At 68.4% G+C, this 21,107-nt stretch carries 21 protein-coding genes and 1 pseudogene; 5 read left to right on the forward strand and 17 right to left on the reverse strand.

Going from position 1 to position 21,107, the window contains the following annotated elements:
* Positions 1-37 precede the first annotated feature (37 nt).
* Complete coding sequence (locus tag RZ1_RS11740; protein WP_072812004.1) at positions 38-784, reverse strand: dienelactone hydrolase family protein; 747 nt, start codon at positions 782-784, stop codon at positions 38-40.
* Positions 785-910: 126 nt separating this feature from the next.
* Here RZ1_RS11740 and RZ1_RS11745 point away from each other — a divergent pair, with 126 nt between their 5' ends.
* Positions 911-1,603: an SDR family NAD(P)-dependent oxidoreductase gene (locus RZ1_RS11745; RefSeq protein WP_072812006.1), complete on the forward strand. Its 693-nt coding sequence runs from the start codon at positions 911-913 to the stop codon at positions 1,601-1,603.
* A gap of 3 nt (positions 1,604-1,606) precedes the next feature.
* Here the strand turns inward: RZ1_RS11745 and RZ1_RS11750 are convergent, their stop codons facing one another.
* The 6 genes from RZ1_RS11750 to RZ1_RS11775 all read right to left on the reverse strand — a co-directional run bounded on the left by RZ1_RS11750 (position 1,607) and on the right by RZ1_RS11775 (position 7,073).
* Positions 1,607-2,338, reverse strand: coding sequence for an IclR family transcriptional regulator (locus tag RZ1_RS11750; protein WP_072812082.1), 732 nt, complete (start codon positions 2,336-2,338; stop codon positions 1,607-1,609).
* A gap of 212 nt (positions 2,339-2,550) precedes the next feature.
* Complete coding sequence (locus RZ1_RS11755) at positions 2,551-2,817, reverse strand: WhiB family transcriptional regulator (RefSeq protein WP_072812008.1); 267 nt, start codon at positions 2,815-2,817, stop codon at positions 2,551-2,553.
* Positions 2,818-2,825: 8 nt separating this feature from the next.
* Positions 2,826-4,022: an acetyl-CoA C-acetyltransferase gene (locus tag RZ1_RS11760; protein WP_072812010.1), complete on the reverse strand. Its 1,197-nt coding sequence runs from the start codon at positions 4,020-4,022 to the stop codon at positions 2,826-2,828.
* Between the two features lie 160 nt (positions 4,023-4,182).
* A complete protein-coding gene (locus RZ1_RS11765) occupies positions 4,183-5,397 on the reverse strand; it encodes a CaiB/BaiF CoA transferase family protein (RefSeq protein WP_072812011.1) in 1,215 nt (404 codons plus the stop codon).
* A 126-nt stretch (positions 5,398-5,523) separates the two neighbouring features.
* On the reverse strand, positions 5,524-5,961 hold the full coding sequence (locus RZ1_RS11770; protein WP_072812013.1) for a carboxymuconolactone decarboxylase family protein: 438 nt from the start codon (positions 5,959-5,961) through the stop codon (positions 5,524-5,526).
* 89 nt (positions 5,962-6,050) lie between these two features.
* Entirely contained in the window at positions 6,051-7,073 is a 1,023-nt protein-coding gene (locus tag RZ1_RS11775; protein WP_072812015.1) for an acyl-CoA dehydrogenase family protein, read from the reverse strand.
* A 116-nt stretch (positions 7,074-7,189) separates the two neighbouring features.
* On the opposite strand from RZ1_RS11775, the gene RZ1_RS11780 reads away from it, so the two are divergent.
* Positions 7,190-8,347 carry an RNA-guided endonuclease InsQ/TnpB family protein gene (locus RZ1_RS11780; protein ID WP_072812017.1) on the forward strand — a complete coding sequence of 386 codons (1,158 nt, stop codon included), beginning with the start codon at positions 7,190-7,192 and terminating at the stop codon, positions 8,345-8,347.
* 35 nt (positions 8,348-8,382) lie between these two features.
* Here RZ1_RS11780 and RZ1_RS11785 read toward each other — a convergent pair whose 3' ends face one another.
* The 6 genes from RZ1_RS11785 to RZ1_RS11810 all read right to left on the reverse strand — a co-directional run bounded on the left by RZ1_RS11785 (position 8,383) and on the right by RZ1_RS11810 (position 15,142).
* Positions 8,383-9,528 carry an acyl-CoA dehydrogenase family protein gene (locus RZ1_RS11785; protein WP_072812018.1) on the reverse strand — a complete coding sequence of 382 codons (1,146 nt, stop codon included), beginning with the start codon at positions 9,526-9,528 and terminating at the stop codon, positions 8,383-8,385.
* A 3-nt stretch (positions 9,529-9,531) separates the two neighbouring features.
* Positions 9,532-10,143 carry a TetR/AcrR family transcriptional regulator gene (locus RZ1_RS11790; RefSeq protein WP_072812020.1) on the reverse strand — a complete coding sequence of 204 codons (612 nt, stop codon included), beginning with the start codon at positions 10,141-10,143 and terminating at the stop codon, positions 9,532-9,534.
* Positions 10,143-11,708, reverse strand: a complete 1,566-nt coding sequence (locus tag RZ1_RS11795) for an acyl-CoA synthetase (RefSeq protein ID WP_072812022.1) — start codon at positions 11,706-11,708, stop codon at positions 10,143-10,145. Before RZ1_RS11795 ends, RZ1_RS11790 begins: the two co-directional genes overlap by 1 nt.
* A 2-nt stretch (positions 11,709-11,710) precedes the next feature.
* Positions 11,711-12,868, reverse strand: coding sequence for an acyl-CoA dehydrogenase family protein (locus RZ1_RS11800; protein WP_072812024.1), 1,158 nt, complete (start codon positions 12,866-12,868; stop codon positions 11,711-11,713).
* Positions 12,869-12,908: 40 nt separating this feature from the next.
* A complete protein-coding gene (locus RZ1_RS11805) occupies positions 12,909-13,718 on the reverse strand; it encodes a crotonase/enoyl-CoA hydratase family protein (protein WP_072812026.1) in 810 nt (269 codons plus the stop codon).
* Positions 13,719-13,810: 92 nt separating this feature from the next.
* The gene (locus RZ1_RS11810) at positions 13,811-15,142 is read right to left on the reverse strand and encodes an ABC1 kinase family protein (protein ID WP_238071915.1); all 1,332 of its coding nucleotides are present in this window, start codon (positions 15,140-15,142) and stop codon (positions 13,811-13,813) included.
* Positions 15,143-15,550: 408 nt separating this feature from the next.
* Between RZ1_RS11810 and RZ1_RS11815 the strand changes: the two are divergent.
* The 3 genes and pseudogenes from RZ1_RS11815 to RZ1_RS11825 all read left to right on the forward strand — a co-directional run.
* Positions 15,551-15,718 (forward strand): annotated as a pseudogene (locus tag RZ1_RS11815) (recombinase family protein); the annotation flags it as partial.
* Between the two features lie 44 nt (positions 15,719-15,762).
* Complete coding sequence (gene tnpB, locus RZ1_RS11820; protein WP_072812032.1) at positions 15,763-17,244, forward strand: IS607 family element RNA-guided endonuclease TnpB; 1,482 nt, start codon at positions 15,763-15,765, stop codon at positions 17,242-17,244.
* 126 nt (positions 17,245-17,370) lie between these two features.
* Positions 17,371-18,411 (forward strand): sigma-70 family RNA polymerase sigma factor, encoded by a 1,041-nt coding sequence (locus RZ1_RS11825; protein WP_072812034.1) that lies wholly within the window; start codon positions 17,371-17,373, stop codon positions 18,409-18,411.
* Between the two features lie 232 nt (positions 18,412-18,643).
* On the opposite strand, the gene RZ1_RS11830 is transcribed toward RZ1_RS11825, so the two are convergent.
* The 4 genes from RZ1_RS11830 to RZ1_RS30500 all read right to left on the reverse strand — a co-directional run bounded on the left by RZ1_RS11830 (position 18,644) and on the right by RZ1_RS30500 (position 20,800).
* Positions 18,644-19,117, reverse strand: a complete 474-nt coding sequence (locus tag RZ1_RS11830; protein ID WP_072812036.1) for a hypothetical protein — start codon at positions 19,115-19,117, stop codon at positions 18,644-18,646.
* Positions 19,114-20,277 (reverse strand): serine/threonine-protein kinase, encoded by a 1,164-nt coding sequence (locus RZ1_RS11835; protein ID WP_072812038.1) that lies wholly within the window; start codon positions 20,275-20,277, stop codon positions 19,114-19,116. Before RZ1_RS11835 ends, RZ1_RS11830 begins: the two co-directional genes overlap by 4 nt.
* A gap of 158 nt (positions 20,278-20,435) precedes the next feature.
* Entirely contained in the window at positions 20,436-20,573 is a 138-nt protein-coding gene (locus RZ1_RS30495; protein ID WP_169917917.1) for a hypothetical protein, read from the reverse strand.
* A 62-nt stretch (positions 20,574-20,635) separates the two neighbouring features.
* Positions 20,636-20,800 (reverse strand): hypothetical protein, encoded by a 165-nt coding sequence (locus RZ1_RS30500; RefSeq protein WP_169917920.1) that lies wholly within the window; start codon positions 20,798-20,800, stop codon positions 20,636-20,638.
* Positions 20,801-21,107 lie beyond the last annotated feature (307 nt).

Consider the following 21,107-nt stretch of genomic DNA (forward strand, 5'->3'; position numbering starts at 1 on the left):
GACCGAACTCTGCTGTGCGCACGCTCCATCGTCGTCCTCAGCCGGAGGGACGCAACCCACCACGGGTGTCGCCGGCTCTGACGGTCGCGGCCGCGAATGCGAGCACCTGCGGCCAGGACACGGCATACGCTGCGGCGTTGACCGGGTTCGTGTGGCGGACGCGGGTGCTGAAACCGTGTTCGGCACCCGGATAGCGGTGTACGACGGTCGCGCCCGACTCCCGGTTCTGCAGCGTCGACTGCAACCGGCCGAACGTGGCCGGCGACATGACCGTGTCGGCGCCCGCGTGCAGCACCATCACCGGCGCGGCGATCCGTGCGGCACTGTCGACGGCGTCGACGGTGTGGTTCGGCGGCGTCCGGTCGTGGATCGACGGGTGGTAGGCGACGACGTTCGCGAGCCGGTCGTCGCGGCTGCCGAGGATCAAGGCGTAACGTCCGCCGAGGCACCAGCCGATCACGCCGACCGCTTCGAGTTCCAGTTCGCCGAACATGTGGTCGAGCAGGGTCCGCATTTCGGCGAGGCACGCTTCGTCGTCGAGTCCGTTCATCAGTTCGGCCAGCCGTTCGCGCGGCGCGTCGTCGTCGCTGACCCCGTCGAACGGGTCCCACACGAGCGCGGTCAACCCGGCCCCGGCGATGTCCTCCGCGTATTCGCGGACCTGCGCCCCGATGCCGGTGATCATGGGCAGCAGCAACATTCCGCCGCGGCTGCGCCCGAGCGGACGCGCGAAGAACGCGGACAATCCGCCGACCGTGATGCGCTCGGCCTCGATGTCGTTCATGAGCACGAACGTACGGCAACCACGAGGCCCTGTGAGCGGATGTCGAGGCATCGACGGGACGCCGCACCGCTCACCTGCCGGAACCCGCCGCACCACCGCGAGTTGCCATACCCTAATCTGCCCACTATGACACGCACCACACTCATCACCGGTGGCACCGGCGGCCTGGGCTCCGCCGTGAGCGCGCATCTGCTGGCCGCGGGCTGGCGGGTCGTCGTGCCGTGGCTCGTCGAAGACGAACTCGACCGGCTCGCCGAGCACCCGAACCTGCACCTCGTCGAGGCCGATCTGTCCGACGAGGCGCAACTCGAAGCAGCGGTCGACGTCGCCGCCGCCGATCCGGATGCCCCGTTGTTCGGTGTGGTGAACCTGGTCGGCGGGTTCGTGTCCGGACAGCGTGTCCACGAAGCCCCGGTCGAACTGCTCGACTCCCAGATCGACCTCAATCTGCGAACCACCTACGCGGTGACGCAGGCGGCGCTGCCGCACCTGATCCGCGGCGGCGGCGGATCGGTGGTGTGCATCTCGGCGGCCGCAACCGACAATCCGTTCACCGGCGCCGCCGCATACATCGCGTCGAAGGCGGCGGTCGCCTCGCTGGTGCAGTCGCTCGCCGTCGAATACCGGCCCGACCGCATCCGCGTCAATGCGCTGCTGCCCGGGGTCATCGACACCCCCGGCAACCGGGCCGCGATGCCCGACGCGGACACGACGCACTGGTCGAAGCCGAAGGACATCGCGAAGGTGATCTCGTTCCTGCTGTCCGACGAGAGTTCGGCGATCACACGCGGCCTGATCCCGGTGAGCACCCTCGGCTGACTGTCAGCGGGGCTGATCGGACAGGTGCGCGCGCCGCGCGAGGGTCGCGCCGATACCGGCGGCTGCCGCCCGCACCGACGCCGCGTGCTGCTGCGGCCGGAACCCGGGTGCCGGACCGGTGACGCTGATCGCCGCGACCACGCGGCCCTCCGACTCGAAGATGGGGGCGCCGACGCACACGATGCCCGGCGCGGATTCCTCGAACTCGTAGGAGACCCCGTCCGCGATCACCCGGTCGAGTTGCTGCCGCAGCATGCCGGGGGTCGCGACGGTGCGCGGCGTGCGGCGCGGCAGCGGGCCCGTCAGCACCCGCGTCACCACCTCGGGTTCCGCCCACGCCAGCAACGCACGCCCGATCGCGGTGCAGTACAACGGCATCCGGCCGCCGACCCGAGACGGTGCGGCAGCCTGCCGATGGCCGCCGATCTTGGTGAGATAGATGACCTCCAGGCCGTCACGGATCCCGAAATGCACCGTTTCGTGGGTGCGCTCGTACAGGTCCTCCATGAACGGGATCGCGACTTCGACGAGGCTGCGCTCCACCGACGCCCGCATCCCCAATTCGAAGAGATGACGGCCGAGCCGGTACCCGGCCGGGGTGCGTTCGAGCAGCCGCACCCCGACGAGGTCGGTGGCGATGCGGTGCAGCGACGCCTTCGGGATATCGGTGCGGCGGGCGAGTTCGGCCAGGCTCACGCCGTGATCGTCGATCGTGAACGCGTGCAGCACGATCATGACCTTGCCGAGCACTGTGTTCCGGTCGAGGGCCGCATGCTTGTCGATCTCACCCACCCGTGCGCCCTCTCTCAGTGCCCACTCGCGCCCTATCCGAGAGCCGTCCGTCCTATCCGCTTCCGTATTTGAGTCCGCTTCCGTATTTGAGCGAATGTACCGTTCGATCGATTGAAGGAGACGAGCGGTACATTCGCTCCGAAAGACCGGACGGTTCACGCGGACAGTACGCGCCCCAGCTTCCGCGCGCGGGCGAATGCGCGGCGTTCCGCGTATGTCATGCCACCCCAGATGCCGTGCGTCTCCCCCGCCTGCAACGCCGTGTCGCGGCATTCGGCGACGACCGGGCACGAGCGGCAGATCGATTTGGCCGCGGCCTCGGCGCGCGCGGCGGCGAACCGGCCGTCTTCCTTCTGCGGGAAGAAAGTCGTGGTGTCCATTCCCCGGCAACGTGCCCACAGTGTCCAGCCGCGATCCGTCATCACATGTCCTATGCGGTCGTGATCGAGGCAGCCATCCCCTGGCCGCCGCCGATGCACATGGTGACCAACGCTCGGCCGCCGCCGCGGCGCTGCAGTTCGTGCAGTGCGGTCGTTGCCATGCGCACGCCGGTCGCGCCGATCGGGTGCCCCAGCGAAATTCCGGATCCGTTGACGTTGAGCCGGTCCCGGTCGTCCCAACCCCATTCCTTCAGGACGCCGAGGACCTGGCAGGCGAACGCCTCGTTGAGTTCGATGAGGTCGAAGTCGTCGAATCCGAGTCCGGTGCGGTCGAACAGCTTCCGGGTGGCCGCGACGGGACCGAGGCCCATGGTCGCCGGGTCGCAGCCGACGGCGGTCCAGCCCTCGAGGAAGCCGATCGGCTCGAGGCCGTACTCGTCGAGCTTGTCCTCGGCGACGACCAGAACTGCTGCGGCAGCGTCGTTCTGCTGGCTCGCATTGCCGGCAGTGACGACGCCGTGCGGGGTGACGGTGCGCAGCTTGCCGAGCGATTCGGCGGTGCTGTCGGGTCGGACGCCCTCGTCGCGGGAGACGACGGTGGTGTTCCCCTTGCGGTCGACGATCTCGACAGGCACGACCTCGTCGTCGAAACGCCCAGCCTCCCAGGCTTCGTGGGCACGGCGGTGGCTTTCCGCCGCGAGGGCGTCGGAGTCCTCACGCGTGATTCCGCACCGGGTGGCGACGTTCTCGGCCGTCTCGATCATTCCGCTGATCCTGCCGAAACGCCATTCCGGCTGCGAGCGCTCGCGACCGCGGTCGAGGCGGTCGTAGAGGTTCAGGCCGCCGGCGCGGGTGCCCCAGCGGGCACCGGTCGTGTAGTGCTCGATGTTGCTCATCGACTCGACGCCGCCGGCGACGACGACGTTCGCGACACCGGTCTGCACCATCATCGCGGCGGTGACCAGGGCCTGGAGGCCGGTGCCGCAGCGACGGTCGGTCTGGATTCCGGCCACCGAGATCGGCAGGCCCGCGTCGAGAGCAGCCCAGCGGCCGATGCACGGCGCCTCGGAACTCGCGTAGGACTGACCGAGCGCGACCTCTTCGATCAGGTCCGGGTCGATGCCGGAACGCGCGACGGCCTCCTTGACGACGGTGGTTGCGAGCGAGACCGCGGACACGTCGCGGAGTGCACCACCGAAACGACCGACGGGCGTGCGGACGGGGGCGACGAGAGCCGCTCGGGTCATGGGCCTACTCCTCAGCAGGAACGGAATTTGTACGGCCATTTTTCGATATACCGACGCTCGCGTCAACCGCACACCTCGAAGATCTCCCGAAATACCAGATCGGGGCGGGATTCGACGTCGAGGCACGGCGCGAATCCGGCCCCGATTGGCCGTACATTATCTAGCCGACGATGCCGGCGGCCCGCAGACCCGCGACCTGCTCGGCGGTCAGGCCGAGCTCCGCCAGCAGCACGTCGGTCTGCGCGCCGAGCGCGGGCACCGCACCCATCGGGAGTTCGACGTCGCGGAAGTTCATCGGCGGACGAACCGCCCGGATCGGACCGGCCGGGGTCTCCACCTCGCGCCACCGGTCGCGGGTGGCGAGCTGCGGGTGTTCGATGAGCCCGCGCACATCACGCAACCGTGCGGCGGGCACACCGGCGGCTGCGAGCTTGTCGTCGAGCACGTCGCTGGCGAACTGCTTCGTGGCCTCCCCGACGAGCGCGTCGACCTCGTCGCGGCGCCGCACCCGCTCGACGTTCGTCGCGTAGCGCGGATCCTCGGCCAGTTCGGGTAACCCCAGCACGTCGGCGGTCAGGATGCGCCAGCCGCGATCGTTCTGGACGCCGATGAGGATCTCGCCGTCGGCCGTCGGATACTTGTCGTACGGCGCAATCGACGTGTGCGCCAACCCCATTCGCGGCACCTGCCGGTCCTGGTACATCTGCAGGTACATCGGGTAGCCTAGCCATTCGGCAGTCGCGTCGAACATCGAGACGTCGATCGTCGCGCCCACGCCGGTGCGGTGACGACGCAACAGCGCGGCCTGGATAGAGGTCAGCGCGTACATGCCGGCGGCGATGTCCGCGGTCGGGATGCCGGTCTTCACGGCCGTCTCGGGAGTTCCGGTGATCGAGCACAGCCCGGTCTCCGACTGCACCAGCAGGTCGTACGCCTTCCGGTCGCGCATCGGCCCGTCGGTGCCGTAGCCGGACATGTTGACCACGACCAGTTCACGGTGGTCGGCGCGCAGTTCGTCGGCGCCGAGCCCCAGCCGTTCGGCCGCGCCGGGCGCCAGGTTCTGCAGGAACACATCGGAACCGGCGATCAGCGATTTCACGGCGGCGATCCCGTCGTCGGCCTTGAGGTCCACCGCGAACGACTCCTTGCCGCGGTTGAGCCACACGAAGTGGGCGGCCTGCCCCAGCACGGCACTGTCGTAGGCGCGGGCGAAATCGCCGTCGCCGACCCGCTCGACCTTGATCACCCGGGCACCGAGGTCCGCGAGGTGCCGGGTCGCGAGCGGCGCTGCGACCGCCTGCTCGAGGCTCACCACGGTGAAACCGGCCAAGGGCAGGTCCGACGACCCGCTGTCGTTCGCGCTGCGTTCGGTCATGGCTTCAGCTGTACCAGACGCGTCGTTGCCGCCGACCACTGCGCTACCGGTGCCGCCCGGGATCGCCCCACCTCCCGCCCCTCGTGCGCGGTTTCGGTAGTTCCCACTACCAAAACCGCGCACGGGTCACGGGGCCACGGAATAGTGGCTGCGGACCGCGATGCGGTTCCACGCGTTCATGACAATCGCGAGCCAGCTGATCGCGGAGACCTGCTCGTCGCTGAGCGAACCGTTGTCCCACTCGTGCCGCCCGGGCTCCGCGAGGTGCGTGACCTCCTCCGCGAGGGCGAGCGCGGCCCGCTCCTGACCGGTGAAGTACTGCGACTCCCACCACGCCGCGAGGACCGCGAGACGGTCGGTGGATTCGCCCTTGTCGAGCGCATCCCGGGTGTGCATGCGCAGGCAGAACGCGCATCCGTTGAGCTGCGAGACCCGGATCTTCACCAGTTCGGCCAGCTTCGGATCGAGCCCGGCCTGCGCGACGGACTCTTCGACCTCCTTGTTCAGGGCCAGCACGCTCTTGTACGCGGCCGGATGCTGCTTGCCGAGATTCACGGGCGCCATCGTCGAGGTCCTTCCACCGGTGTGCGACACCGGTCCCGGATGCGACCGGCCGTTCCATTCTGCCAGTCGCATCCGGGCCGGAGAGTCCGCTACGCGGATCCTGCGGTGAGCAGCGCCCACACGTCGCCGGACGCGACCGCGGCCTCGAGCAGCTCCGCGTCCCAGGACGCGACGGAACCGAATTCGCTGCGCCACGACAGGATCCGGTTCGCGTGCCGGTGCAGTTCGTGTTCCATCGTGAACCCGATCGCACCGAGAGCCTGGTGCGCGTTGCGCGCGACCTTCCCGGCGGCATGACCCGCACACGACACGGCTGCCGCGATCTCGAATCGCGTTGCCGCATCGTCGAATCCACGCTCAGCGACGGCATCGACCGCGGCATCGGCGGCGGCACGCGCGAGCGCCGCTTCGGCTGCCAGGTCCGACACCAGCGCCTGGACGGCCTGGAACTTGCCCAGGGCGCGACCGAACTGCACGCGGGTGGTCGTGTGTTCGACGACCAGTTCGAGGATGCGGTCCATCGCCCCGGCAGACATCAGCGCCCGGGTCAGCGCGCCGCGGTACCGGAACTGTTCGGCGACAGTCTCGGGCACCGCAATTCCCGACAGCGTGGACAGCTCGATCCGCACGTGGTCGCGGGGCTCGGCGGCCAGATTCACCGCTTCGGTCAGCTCGAGACGGTCACGGGGCACATCGGCCACCGACCATCCGTCGGCGCCGCGCCACAGCACGACGACGGCATCCGCGTCGCGCGCCCACGGCACATAGCGGGCGTGTCCGTCGATGTCGAGAACCGCCGCGGTACGGACCCCGTCCTCGACGGGAACCCCGGCCTGTTCGAGCAGCCACCCGGCGAGCAGGTCGTGTTCGGCGAGGGGGACGGCCGCGGCGGCGCGACCGGCCGCGGTGAGCAGCAGCGCGGCCTCGGTCCAGCCGGCGCCACTGCCACCGGTGGCCTCGTCACCGGTGAGCCGGGTCAGGCCGAGCTCTGCGAGCGTGGTCCACAGCGAGCGGTCGAGCTCGACGACCTCCCCGATCCGGTGGTCGTCGCCTGCGGTGAGCACCTCGGCGAGCATCCGTTCGAAGTCCTGCAATTCGGTCGACTGCGTCATCTGATGTTCGGCGCGGATACTCCCCCGTTCACGGGGGAGAGGAAGCGCCGACCTCCTCTCCTGAGATGTAGTGGTGTCGAACGAACGTGTCGGTGGGTGCGGTTAGCGTGCCGGGCATGGGGACCGAGGTGGTGCGCTACAACTACCGACTGCGGCCGGGCGTGATCGCCGAACGCGCCCTGATCGCGGAGTGGCATCGCTGCCGGTTCCTGTGGAACGAAGCAGTACACCAGCAGAAGACCGGCGGGAAACCGACGTTCGCGAAACTGAGCAAACAGTTGACCGACACCCGGGCCCGCTCGACGTGGCTGAGGGACGGCTCCCAGGTCGCCCAGCAGCAGATGCTGCGCACCTACGCTCACGCGTTGGACGCCTCGTTCACGGTCAAAGGCCGCGGACGCCCGCGCTACAAATCCCGTAGGAAGACGTTTCCGTCGCTCGAATACACCCGCCGCGGTTTCCGGATCCGCGACGGACGCCTGGTGCTGCCCAAAGGAGTGAGTATCCCGGTGGTGTGGTCGCGGGCACTGCCGTCGGAACCGACGAGTGTGCGCATCACGTGTGATTCGTTGGGGCACTGGTACGCCTCGTTCGTGGTGACCCGCGATGCCGAGCCGTTCCCCGCAGCCGATCTGGACAGTGGTGTGGGGATCGATTGGGGTGTGGCCCGGACCGCGACGGCCACCGACACCCGGTTCGATCTGCCGCATGCCGGGCATCGGAAGCGGTGTGCGGCGGAGTTGGCGAAATCCCAGCGCCGGATGGCCCGGCGCAGGCGTGGGAGGGGACATCCGCCGTCGAAGGGCTACCAGCGTGCCCGCAAGACAGCGGCGAAGGTGCACAAGAAGGCGGCCCGGCAGAACCGGCACGACGGCCGGATCTGGGCGAAAACCGTCGTCGCCGAACATCAGTTGCTCGCGGTGGAGGACTTCAAACCCAAATTCCTGGCGAAATCCAACATGGCGCGCAAGGCCGCGGATGCCGCGGTCGGGGCGATCAAGCGGGAGTTGATCGAGCAGGGCAGGCGGGCCGGCCGGAAGGTGGTGGTGCGGCCCGCGTATACGACGATGACGTGTTCGAGGTGTTTCGCGAGAGCCAAGCAACCCCTCGAACTCGCGGAACGAATATTTCGGTGCTGGCCGGGCGGGCATACCGCGTGCCGGGATCGGAACGCTGCCAGAGTGATTCTGGCTGTGGCGGAGCGCGGCCACACCGGTGTCGACGACGTGAGTCAGGCGGATCACCTCCTTCGGGGTGGTGCGGTTGCGATCTGAGCCGGGAATCTCCTGCCCTTCAAGCGGGAGAGACGTTAACGCAACCCCAATCCTCGTGCGATGACCCCGCGCAGGATCTCGCTCGTGCCACCGCGCAGCGTGAAACCGGGTCGCTGCATCACGCCCGCACGGACCAGCTGCGCGAGCTGATCGTCGCCGGCGCCGTACCCGACGAGTTCGTCGGCGAGTTCGGCGATGTCGCCTTCGAGCCCGGTCCCGAGCACCTTGACGACCGACGCCGACAGGGCCGCATCCTCACCGCGCTGCAACGACTCCGAGACGGCACGCGACATGCGGCGCAGCCCGGCGATCCGGCCGATCGCCGCGCCGAGGCGCAGATCCGGGTCGACGCTGCCGGCGCCCGCGCCGCGCACGAGTTCGTCGAGCAGACCGAACGTGGACAGGAATCGTTCCGGCCCGCTGCGCTCGAATCCGAGTTCGCTGGTCACCTGTTCCCACCCGGAGCCGACGGTACCGAGCACCAGATCGTCCGGCACGAACACGTCGTCGAGCAACACCTCGTTGAAGTGGTGTTCCCCGGACATCGACAGGATGGGGCGGATGGTCACGCCGGGCGAGTCCAGCAGGACGATGAACTGGCTGAGGCCGTCGTGCCGGTGCGCCGGGTCCAGCGGCGCGGACCGCGCCAGCCCGAAGAACGCATCGGCGTGATGCGCACCGGAGGTCCACAGCTTGGTGCCGCTGATTCGCCAGCCCCCGTCCACCTGCGTCGCGCGGGTCTTCACGCTCGCGAGGTCGGAACCGGAGTCGGGCTCGGACATGCCGATCGCCCAGCAGATTTCACCGGCAGCGATGCCCGGGAGGAATCGCCGCTTCTGCTCCTCGGTGCCGTATTTCAGCAGCGACGGCGCAGCCTGCCGGTCCGCGACCCACTGGGCCGCGACCGGGGCACCGACTGCGAGCAGTTCCTCGGTGACGACGAACCGTTCCATGAACGTGCGCCCGTGCCCGCCGTACTCGGTTGGGATCGTCATGCCGATCCAGCCCTTCGCGGCGAGCGCCCGGGTGAAATCGGGATTCCACTGCGTCAGCCACGTGTCGATGCCGGGGGTGAACACCCCGCTCTCGATCTGCTCGTGCAGGAACCGCCGCACCTCGCTCCGCAATTGCGCGAGCGCAGGATCGGGGGCACCGGCCGGCGGCACCAGTTTCGTACTCATGTCCTAACCTTTCTTCCCGGCCGACGATCCGGGTATTTCACCGGGGCACAAGAGGTTCAATGCCATCTCCGCGTACCTTTCGCCGAGCTCGGCGGGAGTGTCGGGTCCGTTCGGGTCGTACCAGTTCGCGATCGCGGCCGTCATCGCGAGAATCGATTTGCGGCAGTCGTCCGGGTACTTCGTCGTGAAGACCCCCGCCGCGACGCCGTCGTCGATGATCGTGCGGATCCGCTGCCGCCCGGTCCGTCGCCGTTCGTCGTAGAGCCGTGCGCCCTCGGGTTCGAGGTTGCGGATTTCGGTGGCGATCATGCGCCCGTGTTCGGGGAACTGCGTTCGGAATTCGACGTTTGCACGGACGAATGCGCGCAATTGCTCGACGGGGTCGTCGCCGACGGCCCGCAAGGCCTGTTCCCACAGCGAATCGTAGGTGTCCACCCCGTCCATGAGGATCGCGAGCAGCAGGTCCTGTTTGTTCTTGTAGTGGTAGTACAGCGCGGACAGGCTCACGCCCGCCTCCTGCGCGATGGTGCGGATGGACGAGGAGCCGTATCCGTTGCGGACGAACTCCTTTCGCCCCACCTCCACGAACATCCGCTGCCGCGGTGACAGCGTCATCAGCGTGCCTCGGCATCCGCGTACGTATCGATCAGCTCCCGCAACGTGCCCTTGACCATCTTGCCGGTGGGCGTGCGCGGCAGGTCGCCGACGAACCGCACCCGGCGCGGGCACTTGAACGACGACAACCGGTCGCGGCAGTAGTCGATGATGTCGCGTTCGGTGTCGTCGCCGGGGGCCACACCGGGGACGAGTTGGACGAATGCCTCCACCCGTTCGCCGCGGTCGCGGTCCGGCACCCCCACGACCGCAACGTCGGCGACGGCCGGATGCAGTGCGAGCAGGTTCTCGATCTCCTGCGGGTAGATGTTGACGCCGCCCGAGATGATCGTGAAGTTGTCGCGTCCGGTCAGGAACAGGAAGCCGTCGGCGTCGAGGTACCCGAGGTCGCCGGTCGTCATCCAGGTCTCGTGGACCGGATGCCGGGTGCGCGCGGTCTTCTCGGGGTCGTTGTGGTATTCGAGGCGGTAGTCCGTCCGCTCGAAGTACAGGACACCTGTCTCCCCCGAGGGAAGTTCGTTCCCCGCTTCGTCACAGATGTGTGCGATGCCGAGTGTGCCCGGCCCGCCCGTCCTGCCGACGCTGCCCGGTTTGCGGAGCCAGTCCTGCGGGGTGATCACTGTGCTGCCGATGGCCTCGGTGGACGAGAAGTACTCGTACACGATCTCACCCCACCAGCGGATGAGCGCCCGCTTGACGTCGACGGGGCACGGCGCCGCCGAGTGTAGCGCGTACTTCATCGACGACAGGTCGTATCGTTCCCGCACCTCGTCCGGAAGCCTCAGCATCCGGACGAAATGCGTGGGCACCCACTGGCTGTGGGTGACGCGGTACCGCTCGATGTACTCCAGGCAGCGCTCGGGATCGAACCGGTCCGTGAGCACGACCGTCCCGCCGAGCGCCTGGGTCGATGCGCCGTAGCGCAGCGGCGCGGCATGGTAGATCGGTGCCGGTGACAGGTAGACGGTGTTCTCGTCGAATCCGAAGCCCCGCACCGTGTTGAGCAGCGAAGGACCCGGCTCGTCACCGACCTGGGCGCCGCTGAGCGGCGGCCGGATGCCCTTCGGGCGCCCGGTGGTTCCGGACGAGTACAGCATGTCGCTGCCTCGGGGCTGATCGTCGGGCGGGACCGTCGACAGCTCCGCGACCTCGTCCTCGTAGACGAGGTGACCGGGCATCGGACCACCGAACGCCAGGCGGTGCACCACCTTCGGCGTGAGCGGCACGATGTCACCGGCGAGCTGCGCCAGGGGTGCGGACACGACGAGAACCTTCGCGTCGCAGTCATCGACGATGTACGCCGCCTCCGCGGGCGCGAGGTGCGTGTTGACCAGGGTGATATACACACCCGATCGCACCGCGCCCCAGTACAGTTCGAACACCGTGGCGTCGTTGACGGTGAGGACCGCGATGTGGTCGCCGACCCCCACGCCGTGCTCGCGCAGCCAGTGCGCGAACCGGACCGAGGCGTCCTCGAGCCGACGGTAGGTGATCACCCGTCCGGTCGCGACCTCGTGCACCGCCGGACGGTCCGGAGCGGTGGCGGCGTAGCGACCCGGATACATCTCTAGAGCCCCAGGTCCTTGGAGATGATCGTCTTCATGACCTCGCTGGTGCCGCCGTAGATGCGGGTGACGCGGGTGTCCGCGTAGAGGCGGGCGATGGGGTATTCGGTGATGTAGCCGTAGCCGCCGTGCAGCTGCAGGCACTTGTCGATGACGCGGCCGGCGATCTCGGTGCACACGAGCTTGGCGCGCGCCGCGTCGGCGACCGTCAGTTCCTTGCGGTCGAGCAGTTCGAGGCAGTGATCGACGTAGACGCGGGCCATCTGGGTCTCGGCGGAGCATTCGGCGAGCACGAACTTGGTGTTCTGGAACGCGGCGACCGGCTTGCCGAACACCTTGCGATCCGAGGTGTAGGCGATCGCGTGCGCGATCGCGGCCTCGGCGAACCCGACCTGGTTCAGGGCGATGCTCAGGCGTTCCTGCGGCAGGTTGTGCGTCAGATACGAGAAGCCCTCGCCCTCCTCGCCGAGGAGGTTCTCGACGGGAACCCTGACGTCGCTGTAGGACAGCTCGGCGGTGTCCTGCTGGTGCAGCCCGATCTTGTTGAGCTTGCGGCCGACCGAGAACCCTTCGGTCGCAGTGGGAACCGCGATGATCGACAGTCCGCCGCGCCGGGTCTCGGGATCGAACGGCGAGGTGCGGCACACGGTGAGGATCAGGTCGGCGGTGGCCCCGCCGGTAATGAACGTCTTGGCGCCGTTGATGACGTAGTGGCTGCCGTCGTCGGACAGCTTCGCGGTGGTCGCGATGTTCGCCAGGTCCGAACCGGTGCCGGGTTCGGTCATCGCGATGGCGGTCATGATCGAGCCGTCCGAGAAGCCGGGCAGCCAACGCTTCTTCTGTTCCTCGGTGGCGTACTCGAGCAGGTACGGCAGGATCAGGCACGCGTGAACGGTGTAGCCGCCGAACGAGACTCCCGCCCGCGCAACCTCCTCGAACACGATGGTGTTGTAGATGAAGCTGGATTCGCCTCCGCCACCGAATTCTTCGGGCACCTGGATGCCGAGGATGCCGAGTTCGCCGAGCCGATGGAAGAACTCGCGGGGCGGGTGGCCGGCCTCGTCCCATTCCTCACGATGCGGTGCGACTTCGCGTTCGATGAAGTCGCGCACCATCTTCCGGAACTGTTCGTGCTCCTCGGTGAGAATTGTGCGTTTCATGTGCTGGTCCTTATCGAGAATGGGAGTGGGAGCCGCGGGATCACTCGCCGGTGAAGTTCCCGGTGCGGCGTTCGAGGAAGGCGGAGAGAGCCTCGCGGTGGTCGGCGCTGTGGTGCGACAGCGCCTGCAGCGAGGCGGAGAGTTCGAGGAGGGTGTCGAGGTCGACGCGCTGGCCTTCGCGCAGAAGCTTCTTGGTCATGCGCAGCGCGTTCGGTGGGTTGACGGCGACGCGCGCGGCGAGCTCGTGTGCGGCGTCGAGCAGGTTCTCCGGTTCGACGACCCGCGAGACCATTCCCCAGTCGAGGGCGGTGGCCGCGTCGACACGGTCGCCGGTGAACGCCATCTCGGCGGCACGGGCGGCACCGATCGCGCGGGGCAGGAGCCACGCGCCACCGTCGCCGGGGATGATGCCGAGCTTGACGAAGCTCTCCGCGAAGAACGCGGTGTTCGACGCGATCCGCATGTCACACATCATCGCCAGGTCGCAGCCGGCTCCGACGGCGGGGCCGTTGACGGCGGCGATGATCGGGACCTCGCAGTGGTAGATCGCCTTCGGGAGACGCTGGATGCCGCGCCGGTAGCCGTCGCGCAGCGCGTGCGGCGCGCCGGCGAACATGCCGGCGCGGTCGGCCATGTCCTTGACGTTGCCGCCGGCGGAGAACGCGCTACCGGCGCCGGTGAGGATCACGACCCGGGTCTCGACGTCGCCGTTCGCCTCGTCGACGAGTTCGACGAGGCGCTCGACGACGTCGTCGCCGGAGATGGGGTTGCGCAGATCCGGGAGGTTGATCGTCCAGGTGACGACGTGGCCGTCGCGGGTGCTGAGTACGACGTCGTTCGCAGTGCTCATGGCGAGGAGATCCCTTCCCGAAAGTTTGAGTCGAACGATCGTTAAAATTAGAAGAGAGCGCGCGAACTGTAAAGAGCTGGGAGCCTCGTCGATCAGTCGGGCAGGCTAACGCCCGATTCGGCCGTGCCTATCGCGATGTCCTCCGGGAAGACGTTGCGGAACAGGTACAGGTCCTGGCCGAGCACCCACCCCGGCGCCAGTGCCCGCGCATAGCGCTCGAAATAGCCGAGCTGCTTGCCGAACAGCACCATTTCCTCCGGGCTCGCCACACCCCAGCGTTTGCCGAGCCGGATCAGCGCCATGATCAGGTCGCTCAACCGCAGTTCCCCGAGCTCGCGTCCCAGCAGCGGCGCAAGGGCCTCGGCCACCTCGACACCCAGCGACTCGTCGTCGAGATCCGTCCCGTTCCCGTACCCGAGCTCGCGAATCCCGCGGGCAACGCTGGTGAAGTCGCCGTCGACGGCGGTGGCGTGGAACAGGTCCCGCAGGATCGCCCGCCAGTGTTCCGGCAACTCACCGACGATGCCGAAATCGAGGAGCGCGAGCCGGCCGTCGTCGAGGAGCCACAGGTTCCCGGCGTGGACGTCGCCGTGGAACGGCCCGTGCAGCACGACCGATTCGATCCACACCTTGACTCCGCGGCGAATCAGCAGGCGCGTGTCGATGTCGCTGTCCGGATCGGCGGTGACGCGGTCCATCGGAATCCCGTACAGGCGCTCCATGCAGATCACCCTCGGGCCGCAATAGTCCCAGTACACCTCGGGGGTGGTGACGTCCTTGTTGTCGCCGAACGCGCCGATCCGGTCCCGGAACCGCGACTGCCGGTCCGCCTCGACGGCACTGTTCAGTTCGGTCATGGTCGCCGCGTACAGGTCGCGGATGATCGCCGGGGCGTTCGCGATCCGGAAGAATTCGAACGCCTGCAGCAGCCGTGCGCCCGCATACGCGGCGCGCAGATCGACGAGCATGCGGTGACGGATACCGGGTCGCTGGATCTTCACGACCGCGTGGCGTCCGTCGTGCAACACGCACGCGTGCACCTGCGCGACCGAGGCCGCGGCGAGCGGGGTGTCGTCGAACTGTGCGAACAACTCGTCGACGCGGTGCCCGAGATCCTCCTCGAGCACCGCCCGGGCCTTCGCGGCCGGCACGGGCGGTACGTCGTCCAGGCAGCGCAGACACGCGTCGGCGAGGGGCTTCGGGAACAGACCCGACGACGCGACGAGCTGACCGACCTTCACGAACGTCGGCCCGAGGATCTCGAACGCGTCGACGACACCCTCGGCGGCCGCCTCGACGATCCCGCGACCGTCCGGGCGCAGCGGCCAGGCCAGCACCTTCATCAGCACGGCAAATACGATGACGACCGCGACGACGACCGCGCGGCCGAGTTCGGCCGGACCGAACCTGTCGAGCGGTGGCATGTCCACCTGTAAGGCCTCGGGCGGAGGCCCGCCCGCATACGGACCGACGGCGCGCGGCCCGTCACCCACCTGTGCTGCAACGTGCACGACATCCCCTCGTGTCCGGCGCCGGCGTCTCCGTCGTCCTGCGCAGTGTTGGACGGTACCCGGCATGCACAGATACTTCGAGGGGCTACTAACTGCTCGACATCCTGTGAACAAACGTGAACAAGCATGAACGTATGTATTTCACAAGGCGTGAAGCAGCCCGAGCGAGCGCGTACCCGGGGCATGCAGCCGCAGACCGCCTACCGCTGGTTCCCGCAGGACCCCGATGCCGATGCCTGCTCGGCGGGCACACCGAACACCCATCCGGATCGAGGTGGCCGAGCCTCGACCTGACGACCCGGTGGCGTACGCGCGGATTTTGTGTCGGACCCCTCTGCAAACATGATCATCGTGGAGTACCGCGACCGTCCGGCCGGTTCGGCAGTCGAGCATCCGAAGGCAGCCCTGTCGACGCAGGGCCGCCGGATCGTGGTGGCCGACGACGATGCGGTGCGGGGCATGATCGAGGTTCCGACTTCGATGCGGGCGGTCACCGCCACCACACCGGATGTACCCGAGCCGGAGGTTGTGTGATGGCCCGGTTTCAGGTTCCGGACGGCTCGACGGCGCAGGCATACAAGTTCGCCCTCGACCCCACACCCGCGCAGGTACGGACGTTTCGCTCGCACGCCGGCGCCGCCCGCAAGGCACACAACACGATGCTCGCCGCCGTGAAAGCGGCGCTGGACCAGCGGCATGCCGAACGCACCTACGGTCTCGCCGAGGACGAGTTGACGCCCGCGTTGAACTGGTCACTCGCGGGGCTGCGCAAGGCGTGGAACAGCCGCAAACACGTGGTGGCGCCGTGGTGGGCGGAGAACTCGAAGGAGGCCTACAACACCGGATTGGATGCGCTGGCCCGGGGATTGGAGGCGTGGTCGAAGTCCCGCAAAGGTCAGCGGGCCGGGAAGGCGGTCGGGTTCCCCCGATACAAGACGGCCCGGTCGCGGCGGTCGGTGCGGTTCACCACCGGGACGATCCGGGTCGAGACCGACCGGCACCACGTCACCCTCCCGAGGCTGGGGCGGATCAGGACGCACGAGTCCACCCGGAAACTGGCCCGCCGGATCGAGAACGGCACCGCCCGGATCCTGTCCGCCACCGTCTCTGAGGATTCGTCCGGTCGATGGCACGTGGCCTTCCAGGTGCTGGTCCAGCGCACGGTGGAGGTACCGGGGCATGTGGGACTCGGTGAGCCGGTGGTCGGTGTCGACGTCGGCGTGAAAGCGGATTCGCTGATCGTGGTCGCGACCCCGGATGGACGCGAGGTCGACCGGATTTCGGCCCCGAAGTCCTTGTCTGCCGCTCAGGCTCGGTTGCGGGCGCTGCAGCGCAGGGCCGCCCGGCAGCGTGGTCCGTACGACCCGGCGACGAAGACGAAGCAGACACCGTCAAATCGGTGGCGGAAAACCCAGCGGCGGATCGGCCGGGCTCACGCCCATGCTGCGGCGGTCCGCCTCGATGTGCTGCACAAGGCCACCACCGCGCTGGCGCGACGCCATCGGGTGATCGTGGTGGAGACGTTGAACGCGTCGGGGATGCGTTCGGCGGGCGGGGCCTACAAACGGGGTCTGAACCGGGCGTTGGCGGACGCGGCGTTGGCGCAGATCCGGCGGATGCTGTCCTACAAGACCCGCTGGTACGGCTCGACGGTGGTCGAAGCCGACCGTTTTTTTCCGTCGAGTAAGACGTGTTCGGGATGTGGCAGGCGAAAACCAAACCTGACGCTGGCGGACCGGATGTATGTGTGTGAGCACTGCGGTGTGATGATCGATCGTGATCGGAACGCTGCGATCAACCTCGCCCGCCTCGGCGAGACCCACCGCACGGGTGATACGGGGACCGGTACCGGGAGTAGCTCGGCCGCCACCGATTCGGGTGGGGACGGACGTGGAGCCATGCAGGAGTCCGCGACTACGCGAGTGGTCGACGCAGCAGGCGAGGAAGCGTCAACCCGGCACGACAACACGGTCGGTCGGACCGGGACTGCCTCATCGGAAGGTGAGGCTGCCTGATGGCGACGCGAACTGAGGGTGCTCACGTTTGCTCACCAGAAGGCAACGGCTGTTTCTGTCGGTGCCGCCGACTACCCTCGTGCGGGTACCCGAGAACATTCGTGTCGACCGAGGCGGGCAGGGGCCATGACCGAACAGGCGCTCGACGTAGTACAGGACATTCCGGATTCGGCGGACGGGGCCGGCGAGGCCGACTTCATGAGCCGCGCGGATCCGTACCGCCGCGAGCTGCTCGCGCACTGCTACCGCATGAGCGGGTCGATCCACGACGCCGAGGACCTCGTGCAGGAGACGTACCTGCGCGCGTGGCGCGGCTACGACAACTTCGGGGAGCGCGCGTCACTGCGGACGTGGCTGCACCGCATCGCGACCAACGTCTGTCTCACCGCACTCGAGGGCCGCTCCCGCCGCCCGCTGCCCACCGGATTGGGCGCACCGAGCTCGGATCCGACGGACGACCTGGTCCAGCGCCCCGAAGTACCGTGGCTCGAACCGATGCCGGGCACATTCACCGACGACGGTCACTCCGACGACCCGTCGGATCCGGCCGTGATCGTCACCTCGCGCGATTCGATCCGGTTGGCATTCGTGGCGGCGCTCCAGCACCTGTCGGCGCGGCAACGCGCGGTACTGCTGCTACGGGAGGTGCTGCAGTGGCGGGCATCCGAGGTCGCCGCAGCCCTGGGCACGACCACCGCGGCGGTCAACAGCCTGCTGCAACGGGCCCGCGCGCAGCTCAACGACGCCGAGGTCACGCGCGACGGCCTCGCCGAACCGGACAGCGCCGAGACTCGGGAACTGGTGCAGCGGTGGGTGGACGGTTTCGAGAACTACGACATCGACGCGATCGTCCGAATGCTCACCGAACAGGCCGTCTGGGAGATGCCGCCGTTCGACGGCTGGTATCGCGGCGCCGAGAACATCGGCACGCTGATCCGGGTCAACTGCCCGGCGAAGGGTCCCGGCGACCAGATCCTGATCCCGACGGTCGCGAACGGGCAACCCGCGCTCGGGTTGTACATGCGCGGCGAGGACGGGCAGCATCATCCGTTCCAGCTGCAGGTGCTCGACGTCGTCGACGGCCGGGTCGTGCACGTGACCGCGTTCTTCGACCTGGATCTGTTCGAGAAGTTCGGGCTGCCGCCGACCCCGTCGGCGCGCGCCTGATACAGCCCGCGGCGGCTCCGGCACGGCGGCGTGATCACTATGGGCCGCACGCGTTGCCGCGGCATTCGTCGCCGGGAGACCAGCGAGCTTGCAGCCCAGGAGGTTTCGGCCACCACCCCTGTGGAGGTCCGCTGCGTCCAAGGCCAGGTACGCCGGACATGAGATGGGTGATTGCCGTACCCCCGCACGCGGGGCCCGCGGCGACCGGGAGTCAGATGGTCGCGTCCGCGTTTCAACCGTTCCCGTTGCCGGGGTTGTCCTTGCCGGGGTTGTCCTTGCCGGGTTTGTCCTTGTCGGGTTTGTTCTGATCGGGTTCGGGGCCTTGTCCCGGCGAACCCGCGGTGGTCGGGATCGGGAGCGAGCCCGGAAGGCCGGAAACGGGGGATGTCTCGGCGGCGGTGGTTGTGGCGAGAGGAAAAAAGCCGGCGAGTTCGGTTTCCACGTCGTCTGCGGCGGCGAGGATTCGGTCCGCCCGCTCGGCGGTGATCGCGTTGCTGTCGCGGAGTCGGATCACGTCCGCGCGGAGCCGGGCCAGGGCGTCGGTGCTTCCGGCCTCGTCCCGGGCGCCGACCGCCGAGCGCACCGCCGCGGTGTCTGCCTGCAGGACGGGCAGGCCGGATTCGGTACTCGCCTCCGGTGTCTCGCTGCACCCGGCGAGCGTGAGAGTGAGGGCGATGACGATGGCGCCGAGCGCCCGCCGGGTCACGGCTGCACCGCCCGATCGAGCTCGTCGAGGGCGTTCGAAAGCGGCGACGGGAGCGGGGCGGCGCCCGCGGGGGCAGGGCCGCCGGCGGGGATAGGGGCGCTGGTGGGGACCGCCGCCGGCGGTGGGGTGTCGTCCTGCTCCCGGGAGCCGAGGAGGGTGACAGCGGCGAGAGCCACGGCAATGAGGGCCACGGCGACGAGCACCCCCGCGACCGGGGCGCGGACCCGGGCCGGGCCGTGGTGAGGGTTCCGGTCCATACCCTCGGGTGCCGGCGCGGACACGGGCGTCAGTACGGGAGCGGCAAGCTCTCGCGTGAGCGACCGTACTCCAGCGGTGACCGGCTCCGGGCCGCGGAAACGCACGGCCGCGAGCATGGCGCGGGCGTCGCGGTGCCGCCGCCGCGGGTCGCGAGCGAGGGCCTGGTCGATCGCGGCCGCCAGGGCGGGGTCGACGTCACTTCGCTCGGCGGCCAGGGGAGGTGCCGGTTCGTGGAGGATGGCGCGGGCCAGCGCCGCCGGGTTGTCCCGCTCGAAAGGACGGTGCCCGCAGAGGGACTCGTACCCGAGGACGCCGACCGCGTAGAGGTCATCGGTGACGGTGGCCGGGTTTCCGGCGAGTCGCTCGGGGCTGAGGTAGGCTACCGCGCCGAGGAGTTCGCCGGTTCCGGTCAGCGCATGTTCGGTGCCGAGACTCTTGGCGATCCCGAAGTCGGCCACCTTGACGGCACCACTGGCCGTGTACAGGATGTTGCCGGGCTTGAGGTCGCGGTGGAGAATTCCGGCATCGTGAGCGGCGGCGACAGCGTCGAGCACCTCGATGAGGATCGTACGCACCCGCTCCTGCGGCAACGGCCGGCCGGTGAGGTCGTCGGCGAGGGTACGTCCGGGCAGCCGTTCCATCACGATGAAGGGGATCCCGGCGGCCTCGCCACTATCGTGGACGGCGACCACGTGAGGGTGATTGAGAGTGGCCGCCAACCGGGCCTCGGCCTCGAACCGCAGCCGGATCTCGGGCCGGGCCGCGAGCGCCGGAGGCAGCAACTTGATCGCCACCGGCCGGTCGAGGCGGGTGTCCCAACCGTCTCGGACCTCGCCCATCCCGCCGTGGCCCACCACGCCCCGCAGTTCGTAGCGGCCACCGAGAAGTTGGGGCGCGGGCATGCTGTCGACGCTAGCGGCGCATCACGTCCAACGCCAGCCCGGTGCCCGCCACCGTGGCCCCGACCGGTGGCGGACCACGACACCCGGATCGAAGCTCTCGCATGCCGTGACAGCAGAACCTCCTGGACCGACTCCGGTCCAGGAGAGCTGTGACTTCGTCAGCCGTTCTGGTGGAACAGTTCTCCCGGGGTTCGACGGCGCCGGACACCGCGACGGTTCAGAGCAGCTTGCACACTCATGGTGCCGCCGATACCTCCGACGAGCACGAGCAACAGCAAGACGACGTTGAGGTTCACGGGCAACTCCTTCGACAAACCGGTCGACGGTGACTGAGGACTGCAGGCAGGTACGGCACAGGTCAGCGCGTCGTCCGTGGACGGGTGCCGGGTGCATCCGGATTCTCGGTGTCGGTGTCACCGAACATGGCCGCGATTCGAGCCTTGATTTCCGCGGTGCTGATCACACCCGGACGTGCAGTGCTGCCGGTCATCGTGGACGTCTCGGAGCCGGTCGCGATGGTCATGGTGCAGGTTCCTGCTTTCTCGGTTCTCGTTCGAATTCTGTGGAGCTGAACACGGTTGGGTCAGATCATGCACTCCAGCGATGCGTCCGCCAGGAACGGCGAGCCGGTCGGCGACATCGGCCACAGCTCGAGCGCACAAACCCTCCGAACCCCTTCTACTCCGCGCGGCCGTCGGCAGATCCCCCCTGCCCGAACGGCGGCATTGAAACGAAATAGCCGTGAATTCACGTCACAATCAGGTGTGATGTGAATCACCGCAAATCGCGTGGACGTTCTTTGTACCTGACGCCAGGCCCTGTCGGCAGGG

Origin of the sequence: Rhodococcus zopfii NBRC 100606 = JCM 9919, from assembly GCF_001895025.1 — a bacterium.
Lineage (GTDB): Bacteria > Actinomycetota > Actinomycetes > Mycobacteriales > Mycobacteriaceae > Rhodococcus > Rhodococcus zopfii.